Origin of the sequence: Paraburkholderia dipogonis, assembly GCF_042680985.1 — a bacterium.
Taxonomy (GTDB): Bacteria; Pseudomonadota; Gammaproteobacteria; order Burkholderiales; family Burkholderiaceae; genus Paraburkholderia; species Paraburkholderia phytofirmans.
In genome coordinates, this window is the sequence record NZ_JBHUFR010000006.1 from 77,985 (window position 1) to 91,714 (window position 13,730).

The following is a 13,730-nucleotide window of genomic DNA, read 5'->3' on the forward strand; positions in this document are numbered from 1 at the left end:
CGCAGCACCTCCGCATCGCAGCGGCAAGCACCCGCCGCAAACCCGCGTCAAAACGCCGCCGTATAAATCGCCAGCGCATCGGCCTCGGTCACCGGCCGCGGATTATTCACCAGCAACCGCGTTTGCAACATCGCATCGCTCGCCATCCGCTCCAGGCCGCCTTGCTCGATACCGACGTCGCGCAGACGCGCGGGAATCGCCGTCGCGGCAATCATCTGTTCGAGCCGTTCAATCAGCGCTTGCGTCTTGCTCTCGTCGCTGCCGGTAACGCCAGGTACGACCACCTCGGCAAGTTCCGCGTACAACGGCGCCGCCGCATCCGCATTGAACCGCAGCACATGCGGCAGCACGAGCGCGTTCGAAAGACCATGCGGCACGTGATAAATGCCGCCGATCGGATACGCAAGCGCATGAACCGCCGCAACCGGCGAATTGGCAAACGCCTGGCCCGCGAAGGTGGCGCCGAGCAGCATCGCCTCACGCGCCTCGCGGTTGCCGCCGTTCTCGCAAGCGGGCAACAGGTTGCGCGAGAGCAGGTCGAGCGCCTTCACCGCAAGCAGGTCGGAAACCGGATTCTTCAGATGCGCGGACGTGTACGCCTCAATAGCATGCACCATCGCATCGACGCCGGTCGCCGCGGTCGCGGCAACGGGCAGGCCAAGCGTGAGCTCGGCGTCGAGAATCGCCAGATCCGCGATCAGTTGCGGGGCGACCACGCCCATCTTCTTTGCTTCGCCCACCGTCACGATCGAAACGGCCGTGACTTCGGAGCCGGTGCCCGCGGTGGTCGGCATCTGCACGAGCGGCAAACGCGCCACCGTGATCTTGTTGACGCCGTACATGTCGCTGAGCGCCTGCTGTTGCTGCGGCGCGAGCACGGCGATCAGCTTCGCCACATCCATCGACGAACCGCCTCCGAGCCCCAGCACGATTTCCGCGCCGGCAGACCGGGCACGCGACGTCGCTTCGAGCACGATGTGTTCGGGCGGATCGGCGATCACGTCGTCGATCACGGTGGCGGTCCAGCCATGCGTCGCAAGCTCGGCGAGCGCCGGGTTCAACAACCCGCTCCTGTGCAGAAAACCATCGGTGACGACGCACACACGCGACAGCGCCGGAAATTGCGCGCGCAACAAAGCGCCGAGGCGGCGCGCCGCACCGAACTCGACGACGAGCGTCGGCACCGTTTGAAACCGGAACGCGTTCATCATGGCGCGTCTCCGGACACCATATGGCTTTCGACTTCGCGCCGGTCGAGCAGCGGAATGATGGTGCCGAAGCCGAGCCGCTGGAAATGCTCGGTCTCGCGATGTTCGGCGAGCCCGTTGGCGTCGCTGTAGTTCTCGAGAATCACGAAGTGGTCTGGTTCCAGCGGCGAGCGAAAGAATTCGTAGTAAAGGTTTTTCGGCTCTTTGCGGGTTGCCGCGGCGAGTTCCGTAAGGGGCTTCACGATCGCGTCGCCGTTGCCGGGCTTGGCGAAAAAATGCGCGATCACCTGCAGGTAAGCATGGGCCATCAGTCACACTCCAACGGGGTGGGTACTTCAACGTTCAGGATGCGGGTTCCGCGACTTGCTGTCGCGGTCGAGACCGCGACGGCGCCGTCCCTCATGGGCACGGCATCAGTTGTACCAGATTCGCATCGCCTTGCTCCAGTGCGTCGACGTGACGCGGCCATGTGGAGCGTTCCTTCGCGGAGACTTCCGGTAAATATCGAGAGTGTGAAGCGTCGGAGCGCAAGAGAGCCGAACGCGGTTGCTTCGCATCAGCGCACGGATTTCCGCTCTTGCGCGACGGGCTCAAGCGACCCACTTCATCACCATTGATGCGGATACCTAACATAATTTTACGGCCAGTAGCCAGGGCGAAAAACCGGCAATCGACCAATATGCATTTGGAATCATCAGACAAAGCTATCGGAAATTGTAAGGTTATTCCAAATCTTGATTGAGAATGATTCGCGTTTACGTTAGATTGGCGCTCCATCCTTTGAGAAAGCGGAGCGAATCTATGGCTGAGGTGCTCGTCCGGCGAGAGCCTTCAACAGCGATGCCGATATCGGTTCTCAACGCCGCAGGCGCCCATCCACCGGTTTCGCGGCGCACGCGCAACCACGCGCGTGCGGTCGATTGGGAGAAGGGCACGCTGCTCGACGTGCTGATCGACAACCGGCCGATGCTCGTCAATCTGGCGCGCGGCTTCGTGGGTTGCGCGAGTCTCGCGGAAGACGTGGTGCACGACGTTTTCATCAAACTGGTCGACTTCCCGGATCAGGACGCGGTGCGTCAGCCGGTCGCGTACGTGACGCGAATGGTGCGCAACGCGTCGATCGACGCCTTTCGCCGCCAGAGCCTCGAAAACACCTATCACGCCGACGAAGACGACGGCCTGCACGTGCCATCGCCGGAACCTTCGCCGGAAGCGGCGCTGCTCGTGCGCGACACGCTGAGGCACGTCTACAACGCGCTGGAGCAACTGCCGCCGCGCAGCCGCGCCGCCTTCGAAATGGTGCGCCTGCGCGAGGAAACGCTGCAAAGCACGGCGCGCGCGCTCGACGTCTCGCAGACGCTGGTGCATTTCATGGTGCGCGACGCCGAGAAGCATTGCGCCGATTGCCTCGACGCGTGCAATCGCGGCGTGGCCGGCCCCGCGTTTTGCAGCGGACGCGCGCGCCGGCGGTAAAAAAGCGCGTGCATCAAACGTCAACAGAATAGAAGCGGTGCGCGAGCGAATGCCGGCGCCGCGGTGCCGGGACATGCCAGCGGGCTGTCCGGGCGCTTCCTGACCTTTCATCGACTGAGCCTTTCATCATGACGCAAGCACAGCAGACCTCCAGCGCGGCAGCCGGCGAGGCAGACGACCTCGTCTACACCGTCGTCATCAACGACGAAGAGCAGTACTCGATCTGGCCGACGTTCCGCGACGTGCCGGCAGGCTGGCGCGAAGTGGGCGTGCGGGGCCAGAAGGCCGAATGCCTCGCGCACATCGAGACCGTGTGGACCGACATGCGTCCAGCCAGCTTGCGCAGACAGATGGACGCGGCGGCCTGAAGAACGTCACGGCTTAAAGCACGTGCAGTGCAATCGAGCAGGTCGGCCATGTGCCGGCCGCGCCGCTTCAGCAAAAGGATTCAGAGTATGACCATGCTTTCCATGCCGATGCCCGCGCTCGGCGATTTATCGATCGAGCCGGGCTTGCCGACTGTCGTCTCGCCGCGCGCGGGCGCGGAGATTTCTTTGGAGGAAGCGGCGCCGCTTCTACGTTCGATCGTCGACGACACGCTCGAACGCGCGGGCGGCGTACTGTTCACGGGTTTTCGCGTGGCCTCGATGGACGCGTTTCAAAGTTTCGCGGGCTCGTTCGGGCATCCGCTGATCGGATATGAATTCGCTTCGACGCCGCGCAGCCAGGTGGAAGGCGCGGTCTATACGTCGACGGAGTATCCGCCGCATCGCTCGATTCCTTTGCATAACGAGCAGTCGTACACGCGCGAATGGCCGCTGCGTATCTGGTTTCATTGCGCGCTCGCCGCGCGCAGCGGCGGCGCGACGCCGATCGCCGACAGCCGCGCGATTTATCGCGCGTTAGATCCGGCGCTGGTCGAGCGCTTTACGAAGCGTGAACTGCTTTATGTGCGCAACTTCGGGCAAGGGCTCGATTTGCCGTGGGAGCAGGCGTTCGGATCGGACGACCCACGCGCGGTCGAGCAGATTTGCCGCGCGCGCGGCATCGAATGCGAATGGCGCGACAGCGAAGACGGCGAACTGCTGCTGCGCACGCGCGAGCGTTGCCAGGCAGTGGCACGCCATCCGCGCACCGGCGAGCGTGTCTGGTTCAATCAGGCGAATCTGTTCCATCTTTCGTCGCTCGACGAAGACATGCAGGAGGCGCTGATCGATTCCGTCGGCCTCGAAAACGTACCGCGCAATGTCTATTACGGCGACGGCGAACCGCTCGAAACCGAGGCGCTCGCGGAAATTCGCGGCGTGCTCGATCAGCAACGGATCGTGTTCCCGTGGCTGACCGGCGACGTGCTGATGCTCGACAACATGCTGACGGCGCACGCACGCGATCCGTTCGAAGGCCCGCGCAAAGTCGTGGTCGCGATGGCACGAAGCTACAGCGAAGCCGAAGGCGAAAGCGAAGGCAGGAAGCGGACGGCCGCGCAATGACGAAATCGCAGGGCGCGGCGCTTGCGGCGCATTCGCTGACGGTCGGCTATCGCGATCACGTCGTGCTCCATGGTCTGAATCTGAACATCGCGGCCGGCCGCGTCACCGCCTTGTGCGGACCGAACGGCTGTGGCAAAAGCACGCTGCTGCGCGCGCTTGCCGGTTTGCAACCGGCGCTGTCCGGCAGCGTCGACGTCAACGGTGTGCCGCTCGCTTCGCACCGGCGCCGCGTGCTGGCACGCACGCTCACCATGCTCGCGCAGTTCAACCAGATCCCGTCCGGCCTCACCGTGCGTGAGTTGGTCGCGTACGGCCGTTACGCACATGGCGGCTGGCTGCGCGGACTCTCGCGCGCCGATCACGAGGCGATCGACGAAGCGCTCGTCACCAGCGGTCTCGCCGACGACGCCGCGCGCGACGTCGCCGCGCTCTCGGGCGGCGAACGTCAACGCGCGTGGATCGCCATGGCGCTCGCGCAACAGGCGCCGATCGTGCTGCTCGACGAACCGACCACGTATCTCGACATCCATCATCAACTGGATATTCTGCGCGAGTTGCGGCGCCTGAATCGCGAGCGCAGCCTGACGATCGTGTGGGTGCTGCACGACCTGAATCAGGCGGCGGCCTACAGCGACGAAATCGTGTTGATGCGCGCGGGCCGCATCGTCGCGCAAGGCTCGCCCGATGCAATGCTCGACCCGCGTCATCTCAACGAAACGTTCAGCGTGCCGATGCTCAAGATCGCGCATCCGCAAACGGGCGCACCGATGTGCGTGCCGGCGTATGAGGGCGACTTCACCGACAGCAACGCTGACGCTGCTTTACTCCGCGAGGAAGCGATAAGCAAGGACGTCGCCGCATGACGACGCTTGCCGCACGCAAACGCCTGCGCCGCAGTTCGCAAGCGATGGACAGCTATCGCGCGCCCGTCAAAAGCCGCGTCACGACGATCGGCGCCGCGCTGGTTGCGTTGATTGTCATCGTGGCGGTGATGCGGCTCGCGCCCGGTTTCCGCACATGGCTCGCCGCGCCCGCGGGCACCGACGCCGCGCAGCTCGCCGACATTCTGCTGTTCGACCTGAGCGTGCCGCGCATTCTGGCGGCACTCGTGGCGGGCGGCTGCCTCGCAGTGGCCGGCACCTTGTTTCAATCGCTGACGCGTAACCCTTTGGCTTCGCCCGATCTGCTCGGTATCACCGGCGGCGCGCAACTCGGCTTGCTTGCCGCGATGCTGGTGCCGTCGCTCGCGGGCGTGGCGTCCGTGCCGCTGCTATTCGCGTGCGGTTTGGGCGCGGCCGCATGCGTGGCCGCGGCGGCTGGCGGCTGGCGCGCGACGCCGTTGCGGCTCGTGCTCGCCGGCAGCGTCTGCATGTTGCTGTTCTCCGCGCTGACCACGCTGATTCTCGCGTTCTTCGAGCAGAGTATCGTCGGCGTGTCGTTGTGGGCGAGCGGCAGTCTTTATCAACCCGGCGCGGCGGGTTTGAAGATCGCCGCATCGTGGCTCGTGTTGCCGCTGATCGCGTTGCCCTTCGTGATTCGTCCGCTCGATCCGCTCGCCTTGGGCGACGACGCCGCGGCGGCAGCCGGCGTGCGCGTGGATGCCACGCGCCTCGCGGCGATGGTGGTCGCGGTGGGCTTCGCCAGCGTCGCGGTGAGTGTCGCGGGACCGCTTTCGTATGTCGGCCTGATCGCGCCGAATCTGCTGCGTCAGATGCGGGGCGCGAAAGCCTCGCGGTTGGCCGCGCTCGTGCCCTTGTCCGCGCTGGTCGGCGGCGCGCTGGTGCTCGTCACCGATAGCGCCGTGCAGGCGCTCGATCTCGACGCGACCCTTTCGACCGGCGTGGCGATTGCCTTCGTCGGCACCCCGTTGATGCTCGCGATGATCCGCAGCGGCGCCGCGTGGTCGGGCGCGTTGCATGCCGGCCAGGAGCGCGCCGTCGCGCGAACGGGCACGCGTTTCGTGCACGCGATCGATGCGTGGCCGTGGCCGCTGACGGCCAGCGCGTTGTTGCTGCTCGGCGTCGTGCTCGTGTATGCGGGCGCGTCGTTCGGTCCCACGACGATCGGTGCGCAGCGCTGGCTCGCCGCGTTCGATCACCGCGACGAACTCGCGCGGATGTTCCTCGACCTGCGCTTGCCGCGCCTCATCTGCGCATTGCTCGCGGGCGCGCTGCTCGCGGCAAGCGGCGTGCTGATGCAAAGCATCGTGCGCAATCCGCTCGCCGGACCTGAAGTACTGGGCGTGACGCAGGGCGCGGGCCTCGCGACGCTCGCCGCGCTCGTGATGTGGCCGCTTGCGACCCACTCGACGCTGGCCGCCGCTTCGCTCGCGGGTGGCGGCATCACGCTGGCCCTGACGCTCCTGCTGAATCGCCGGCATCGCTATGCGCCGCTCGCGGTCGCGCTGACGGGCATCGTCATCGGCACGCTGTGGACGACGCTGTCGCAATGGCTCATCACGCAGCAGAGCGTGCAGCCCGCACGTTTCGTCGTGTGGCTGGTGGGCGGCACGTATGGGCGCAGCTGGGGCGAAGTGACGACGTTGCTGCCGTGGTGCGTGCTGGCCTTGCCGGTGTTCGCGCTGCTCGCGCGGCCGCTCGATCTGCTTGCATTGGGCGACGACCAGGCGGCCTCGCTGGGCTTGCCGATCGGCGTGTTGCGTCCGCTGGTGCTGACGGTGGCGACGCTCGCCGCGTGCGCCGCTGTGGCCGCGGTGGGACCGGTGGGCTTTATCGGTTTGATGGCGCCGCATCTCGCGTCGATGCTCGGCGCGCGGGCTCATCGCACGCGCTTGTGGCTGGCGGCGGCGTGCGGGGCGTTGGTGCTGGTCGTGGCGGATATCGCGGCGCGCACGCTGCTGGCGCCACGCGAAATTCCCGCCGGCGTGCTGACCGCGCTGATTGGCGCGCCTTATCTGCTTGCGCTGCTGATCGTGGAGGCTCGGCGCGAGAAGCGGGGCAAACGGTGATGCGGCAACTCGACAACGAACAGCGCGCGCAGTGCTTCGCGCAATTCGCGCCGGAGTCGATCGCGCATTATCTCGAACACGTGTGGCTCGGCACGCCGAACACGATCGAGGAACCCGCGCTTGCTGGTGACGCAACCACGTCGCTGAGCGTGATTCGCGCCAGCGAGTTGACCAGGTATCGCACCGAATTGCTCGATGCCATGGTCACGCTGTACGGCGGCGAGCGCGAAACGCATGCACGTGCGCTGTTGTCGCAATGGACCAAGTACTACTTCGGTTTCGCGGCGACGGCCGGATTCGTTGCGGCGGCGTTGCTGCGCCGGCCGCTCGCGATGTCGCCGGACACAACCCATGTCGTGCTGCGCGACGGTCTGCCCGTCGCCGCGTATTTCGCGCGCGACGCATTGCAGCCGGTTGAGTGCGATCCGTCACGCCGTTACGCGCCGCTCGTCGATCATCTGAATGCGGTGATCGAGACGCTGTGCGCAATGACAAAAATCGCGCCGCGCGTGTTGTGGAGCAACGCCGGCAATCTGCTGGACTATCTGTTCGAACAATGCGCGCCGCAGGTCGATCTGACCGGTGACATCGCGTGGCTCTTCGGCCCGGTCGCCGCCGATGGCGAGACCAATCCGCTGCGTCTGCCTGTGCGCCAGGCAAAACCGCGCGCCGCGAGTCTGCCGAATCCGTTCAGCGCACGGCGCGTGTGCTGCGTACGTTATGAAATTCCTGGAGAGACGCAACTGTGTGGACGCTGCCCCCTGCTATTGACGATGAGCGATGCGGAAATCGCATTGCAGGCCGCTTCGCATTGACAGTGATGACGTTGACGATACCCTCGGCGCGACGGTCGCGCGGCGAGAAGAATCCCCCGCGTTTCAGGCAGCTTTGCATGAATGCTGGGGTGGCGATCACGCTGCTTTCCAACGCGTATGCGTTTGCACAAGGCAGCGGCAGCGCAACCAGTCCGACTCACCCAAACACCGCACAAGCGCAGCAGCAAACCTGCAAGCCGCTCGCCGACAACCCAATCGTCTCGCAAGCCAGTCCGTCGTTGCCCGCGCAGCCGAAGCGCATCGTCGTCCTCGAATTCATGTTCGCCGAAGATCTGGCGGCAGTCGGCATCACGCCGGTCGGCATGGCGGATCCCGAGTATTACCCGGTGTGGATCGGTTACGACAATGTGCGTCTTGCGTCGGTGCCCGATATCGGCACGCGGCAGGAGCCGAGTCTGGAAGCGATTGCGGCGGCCAAACCTGATCTGATCCTCGGCGTCGGATTGCGCCATGCGCCGATTTTCGCGGCGTTGGAACGCATCGCGCCGACCGTGCTGTTCAAATACGGTCCGAACTTTACCGAAGACGGCGCGCGCGTCACGCAACTCGATTGGGGCCGCAAGATTCTGCGCACCATCGGTTGCCTGACGGGACGCGAGGAGGCGGCGCGCGCCGTCGAGGCCAAAGTCGACGCAGGTTTCGCCCGCGACGCGCAGCGTCTCGCCGAAGTGGGCCGTGGCGGCGAGCAGGTAGCGTGGCTACAGGAGTTGGGCTTGCCGGACCGCTACTGGGCGTTCACCGGCAACAGCACGGCAGCGGGTGTCGCGCATGCGCTCGGGCTGAACCTGTGGCCCGATGAGGCGACACGCGAAGGCACCGCGTACGTGAGCTCGGAAGACCTATTGAAGAAGCCGAAGCTGACCGTGCTATTCGTCAGTGCGACTGAAAAGCATGTCCCGCTCGCCACCAAACTCGATTCACCGATCTGGCGTTTCGTGCCGGCTCGCAGCGCCGGACGCGTCGGGCTTGTCGAGCGGAATATCTGGGGTTTTGGTGGGCCGATGTCGGCGCTGCGGCTTGCCGATACGATGACCGACACGTTGCTGTCGTTGCCGGCGCCGGCGCCGGGAGTGAACAAGCAGGAACGCTAACTCGACGAGGAGCCGGTTCGTGCAGAATGCGAGCTCGGCGATCCGGTTAGCTTCCGACATGGTCGTTTATTGCCGCTTGGCCGGCGCTTTTATCAGTCGCGCTCTTTACCTTGATTGGCTTCGATCTGTTGTCGCAGCCGCGCTTCGCTTTCCTGAAGTTCCGGCGTGAACGCCTCTCCAAAGTCCGCGGCCTCGTAGAAGGGGCGAATTTCGATTTCCGAGTCGCTCGGCATCGGGTTCGGGCAGCGGCGCACCCATTCGATCGCTTCTTCCATGGATTGCACTTGCCAGATCCAGAAGCCGGCAACCAGTTCCTTGACTTCGGCGAACGGACCGCCGACGACACTTCGGTCCTTGCCGGAGAACTTGACCCGCACGCCCTTCGAACTCGGTTTCAGTCCGTCGCAGTCGACGAGGATGCCGGCCTTGGCCAGTTCCTCGTTGAATCGGCCCATCGCCGCGAAATCTTCCTTGCGGGGCAACTGACCCGTTTCGGATTCGGGGGTTGCCTTGACCATGACCATTACGCGCATTTCGTTTCTCCTGTCAGAAAGGTCGGCCACCTGTTTCGTCGGAAGACATTGATTCGGTGACTTCAACACTACGACGATCGAATGCGCACGGAATCGACAGGCGATTGGCTCGAAGGTCAAAAAAAATTGTCGAGCGAGTCGCGTAGGGCCGCGATGCATCCCTATTCGCTACGCACGATCCCGGAAAGCCCGCTGAGCGCCTAACCACCAACGCCCAACGAACCATTCCCACTTCATCACCCCACCGTACCGTTGGCCACCGCCGGGCTTTGCACCGCCTGTGCCGAGCCATGCGTCTCACTGACGATACTGCCATTCTCCAGTTTCAACACCCGATCCGCGAGATGGAAGTAGCGGTCGTCGTGGCTGATCACCAGCACGGTCTTGCCGCGCGAGCGCAACTCCGGCAGCAGTTGCTCGTAGAACACCGCTTTGAACTGCGGGTCCTGATCGGCGGCCCATTCGTCGAACAGATAGAACGGCCGGTCTTCCAGATACGCGACCACCAGCGCGAGGCGTTTGCGCTGACCGGTGGAAAGCGCCCGCGTGGAGAACGCGCCGTTCACGACCTGCACCTTGTGATCGAGCGCAAGCTTTGCAACCAGCGCGTTGGCGCGGGCATCCGCCTGCGCGCGTGAGGCATCGTTCGGATCGACGATGCCAAGCAGCGCGTCGAACAGATGGAAATCGTTGAACACAGCTGTAAAGCGCTGCCGATACGCAGCGCGTTCAGCGAAGCCGACCCGCTTGCCGTCCAGTTCGATCGTGCCGTCTTCGGGTTCGTAGAGACCGGTCAGCACTTTCGCGAGCGTCGTCTTGCCGCTGCCGTTGCCGCCGACGATGAACACCAGCTCACCGGGCCTGAAAGTCAGATTGACCGGCCCGACCCGGAACATCCGCTCGTCGCGCTCATGAAAGTACGAGTGCGTGACGTTGCTGAGCGTGAGCGTGCGATACGGCGCGTGCGAAGCATTTTCGTCAGACGGCGGCGAGGTGCGCAGCGCGCCGAATTCGCCCATCACCTTCTCGATGCGATCGAGCGAGACGCGCGCCGCATTCAATGTCGGCACGTTGTTGAGCAGGCCGTCCAGCGGCAGCAGCATGAACAGGAACACCACCACGTAGCCCGATGCCGACGGCGCATCGGCGTGCACGCCGAGTGCCGGCCAGAATGCCGCGACGCCCAGGAACACATAGAACAGGAACACGATCCAGCCGACCCCGACCGCATACGCGCTGAATGCGCGGCGCCGATGATCGCGCACTTCGTCGATGGCCGAGCCGAGCTGGCCGTCCACGAATTGGCGCGAACGCGCCTGATGCAGCTTCAGTTCCTTCGCGCCGGTGAAGAGCGCGCCGAGGTAGCCGAACAGTTTGTCCTGCGAACGGCCCGCGGCTTCGAGCGAGGCGATTGCGCGCTTGTCGCCGGCGTGATAGCCGAACGAGCCGACCAGGATCGCGGCGACCGCAAGCAGGCAAACCGGCCACGACAGCCACGCGAGATAACCGAGGCAGCCGAACACGATCGAGCCGTGCATCACCAGATTGGGCAGTGCGAAGAACAGCATCGACACGTTGGTGGCGTCGTCGGTGAGCACGGATTGCACGGGCGCCGCGCCGATCCGTTCGACATCGCGCAACTCGGCCTCGGCGACACGTCGCGCGACATGTTCGCGCAACTGCGCCATCGTGTCCTGCGAGAGGCGCGCGAACAGCACGCCGGTGATCACGCGTGTGACGAGCGCGACTACCGCGCACACCGCGAAACGCATGGCGAGCGACATATCGGCAACGCCTGTTTGCGATAGGGCGCGGCTCAAGGTCGCGACGAGCAGCACACTGGCGATGCCGTTCAGCACGCACGCGGTCAGCGCGATCGCGAAGGAACCGCGCGAGCGTTTCAGCAGCGCGACGATCAGGCGCATGGCGGGCTTACCCGCGGAGTTGGAGGGAGGTGAAGCAGACGAGGGTGGCGCGTCGTAGCGCTCGTTGGCAGCGGTCATCGGCAATGTGTCGCAGTGGGTCGCAATGGATCGGTGAAGGGCGGCGCATGCGGGCACGCGGCCATTCAGCGGGGCGCAAAGACACGCCCCTCGCCTGATAGACGAATGGGCGAAGCAAACATTTACCGTGATTTACCGCGCGCGTTCATCTGCCACGTCAAAAAGATGCAGTCCAAATAAAAACAGCACACGCGGTAAAGATTTGCGATTGCGGATCGTCACACCAATGAAGCGGCCCATTGCGGCCTGCGACTTGGCCTATGCGGCCAGTTCTAACGGATTTCATGCCCATGACGAGCTTCCCGATTGCGTTGCACCACCAGATCCACGCGATGGCGCGCATCGATCCCGATGCGCCCGCGCTAGCGTCCTTTACGCCACATACCATGCGGCTGACGCGCGGCGAACTGGATAGCCGCGCGGCGCGCCTTGCCGCGCAATTGCGCGCGGCGGGTGTGACGACTGAAGTACGCGTGGGTGTTTGCGTCGCGCGGTCGTGCGATCTGTTCGTGGCGTTGCTCGCTGTATTGAAGGCGGGCGGCGTATTCGTCGCGCTCGATCCGCGTCATCCGGCGGCACGCCTCGATTGGGTCGCGCTGGATGCGGGACTCACGCACGGCATCGTCGACGGTTCCGCCGATGCGGCGATGCGCGCGCGGTTCGCGCAATGCTTCGACGTCGCAAGCGCTGTCGCGACAGATGCGGCAGCGCCGCGTTTCGATGGCGATGAAGCAAACACGCCGGTGCATCCGCGCGCGGCGGCCTACATGATCTATACGTCGGGTTCGACGGGCACGCCCAAAGCCGTTGCCGTCGAACACGGGCCGCTCGCCGCGCACGGTGAGGCGCTGGCCGACTCTTTACCGATCGGTGCAAATGACCGCGTGCTGCATTTCGCATCGGTCAATTTCGATGTTTCAATCGAAGCATGGTTAGTACCGCTAGCCGTTGGCGGCAGCGTGGTGATCAGCGACCCGCCGCCGTTCGCGCCGGAAACCACGCATGCGTTCATGCTGCGCGAAGGCATCACCAATACGACACTGCCGCCCGCTTATGTGCGCGAGTTCGCGAACGTTTGCGAGCGTCTCGGCGTGCCGCCTTCGTTGCGCACGCTGCTGTTCGGCGGCGAAGCGATGTCGCAAGACAGCTTCGACGAGATTCGCCGCGTGTTCCCTGCGGTGCGTCTGGTCAACGGCTACGGACCGACCGAGGCGGTGATTTCGCCGATGCTGTGGCCCGTCGATCCTGGCATGACACCGGCGCTCGACGATGGCAATGGCTTTGCATCGCTGCCGATCGGTTGGCCAATTGGGCGGCGCGTGGCGCGCATCGACGGCGCGGCGCGACAGGGTGAAAGCGGTGAACTGCTGCTAGGCGGCGTGTGTCTCGCGCGTGGCTACCATGGCCGCGCTGCACTCACGGCTGAACGTTTTCTGCCGGACGCGAGCGGCGAACCGGGCGAGCGCATCTACCGCACCGGCGACTTCGCGCGTGAACGCGCGGACGGTTCGTTCGACTATCTCGGCCGCATCGACGACCAGGTTCAGGTGCGCGGCGTGCGCGTCGAGCCGGGCGAAATCGCGGCTTGTCTGCTGACGCATCCGGCGGTGGCGGACGCGGGCGTGCTGGCGGAAACGGCCGGCGGCCGAACCCAATTGATCGCCTGCGTCGTGCTGCAAGACGCACTCGACGATGCCGCGTTGCAAGCGCATCTCGCCGCGCATCTGCCGCAGGCGTGGATTCCACATCGTTTGGTGCGCTTCGAGCGCCTGCCGTACACGCTGAACGGCAAGCTCGATCGCGCCGCGTTGCGCGACTTCATTGCCGCGATGCCGGCGGTTGTCGATGAAAATCATGTGGCGCCTCGAACCGCCACGGAAACGCGCCTCGCCGCGCTCTGGCAAACCTTGCTGAGCGACCCGGCGCCGATCGGTTGCGGCGACCGCTTTTTCGCACGCGGCGGCGATTCACTCGCGGCGATGCAATTGCAGGCAGCGATCCGTATCGAGTGGCGCGTGAATCTGCGGCTCGACGCGTTGTTCCGTGATCAACCGCTGGAAGCATTAGCGCGTTTGATCGATGACAGCGAGACCGAAACGTCGATGGGTTCGCATGCGATCACCGTGGT

Annotated in this window: 11 protein-coding genes and 1 pseudogene; 8 read left to right on the forward strand and 4 right to left on the reverse strand. The window is 64.8% G+C overall.

What is annotated here, in order from left to right; genetic code table 11:
- Positions 1–47 precede the first annotated feature (47 nt).
- Positions 48–1,208, reverse strand: a complete 1,161-nt coding sequence (locus tag ACFSNN_RS05060; RefSeq protein WP_134465498.1) for an iron-containing alcohol dehydrogenase — start codon at positions 1,206–1,208, stop codon at positions 48–50.
- The gene (locus tag ACFSNN_RS05065) at positions 1,208–1,516 is read right to left on the reverse strand and encodes a putative quinol monooxygenase (protein WP_134460486.1); all 309 of its coding nucleotides are present in this window, start codon (positions 1,514–1,516) and stop codon (positions 1,208–1,210) included. Before ACFSNN_RS05065 ends, ACFSNN_RS05060 begins: the two co-directional genes overlap by 1 nt.
- A gap of 493 nt (positions 1,517–2,009) precedes the next feature.
- On the opposite strand from ACFSNN_RS05065, the gene ACFSNN_RS05070 reads away from it, so the two are divergent.
- From ACFSNN_RS05070 to ACFSNN_RS05100, 7 genes are all read left to right on the forward strand, one after another.
- Positions 2,010–2,681, forward strand: coding sequence for an RNA polymerase factor sigma-70 (locus tag ACFSNN_RS05070; RefSeq protein WP_134460483.1), 672 nt, complete (start codon positions 2,010–2,012; stop codon positions 2,679–2,681).
- A 128-nt stretch (positions 2,682–2,809) separates the two neighbouring features.
- Positions 2,810–3,049 (forward strand): MbtH family protein, encoded by a 240-nt coding sequence (locus ACFSNN_RS05075; protein WP_134460480.1) that lies wholly within the window; start codon positions 2,810–2,812, stop codon positions 3,047–3,049.
- Between the two features lie 87 nt (positions 3,050–3,136).
- A complete protein-coding gene (locus tag ACFSNN_RS05080) occupies positions 3,137–4,171 on the forward strand; it encodes a TauD/TfdA family dioxygenase (RefSeq protein WP_134460477.1) in 1,035 nt (344 codons plus the stop codon).
- Positions 4,168–5,034, forward strand: a complete 867-nt coding sequence (locus ACFSNN_RS05085; protein WP_134460475.1) for an ABC transporter ATP-binding protein — start codon at positions 4,168–4,170, stop codon at positions 5,032–5,034. The genes ACFSNN_RS05080 and ACFSNN_RS05085 overlap by 4 nt, the downstream gene beginning before the upstream one ends.
- A complete protein-coding gene (fhuB, locus tag ACFSNN_RS05090; protein WP_134460472.1) occupies positions 5,031–7,139 on the forward strand; it encodes a Fe(3+)-hydroxamate ABC transporter permease FhuB in 2,109 nt (702 codons plus the stop codon). The genes ACFSNN_RS05085 and fhuB overlap by 4 nt, the downstream gene beginning before the upstream one ends.
- Entirely contained in the window at positions 7,139–7,954 is an 816-nt protein-coding gene (gene fhuF, locus ACFSNN_RS05095) for a siderophore-iron reductase FhuF (RefSeq protein WP_134460469.1), read from the forward strand. Before fhuB ends, fhuF begins: the two co-directional genes overlap by 1 nt.
- 77 nt (positions 7,955–8,031) lie before the next feature.
- Positions 8,032–9,066: an ABC transporter substrate-binding protein gene (locus ACFSNN_RS05100; protein WP_134460466.1), complete on the forward strand. Its 1,035-nt coding sequence runs from the start codon at positions 8,032–8,034 to the stop codon at positions 9,064–9,066.
- A gap of 92 nt (positions 9,067–9,158) precedes the next feature.
- Here the strand turns inward: ACFSNN_RS05100 and ACFSNN_RS05105 are convergent, their stop codons facing one another.
- Both ACFSNN_RS05105 and ACFSNN_RS05110 read right to left on the reverse strand, forming a co-directional pair.
- Entirely contained in the window at positions 9,159–9,599 is a 441-nt protein-coding gene (locus tag ACFSNN_RS05105) for a YciI family protein (protein ID WP_134460463.1), read from the reverse strand.
- A gap of 236 nt (positions 9,600–9,835) precedes the next feature.
- Complete coding sequence (locus tag ACFSNN_RS05110; RefSeq protein WP_134460460.1) at positions 9,836–11,602, reverse strand: cyclic peptide export ABC transporter; 1,767 nt, start codon at positions 11,600–11,602, stop codon at positions 9,836–9,838.
- Between the two features lie 290 nt (positions 11,603–11,892).
- Here ACFSNN_RS05110 and ACFSNN_RS05115 point away from each other — a divergent pair.
- Positions 11,893–13,692: pseudogene (locus ACFSNN_RS05115) on the forward strand (non-ribosomal peptide synthetase); the annotation flags it as partial.
- Positions 13,693–13,730: the final 38 nt, after the last annotated feature.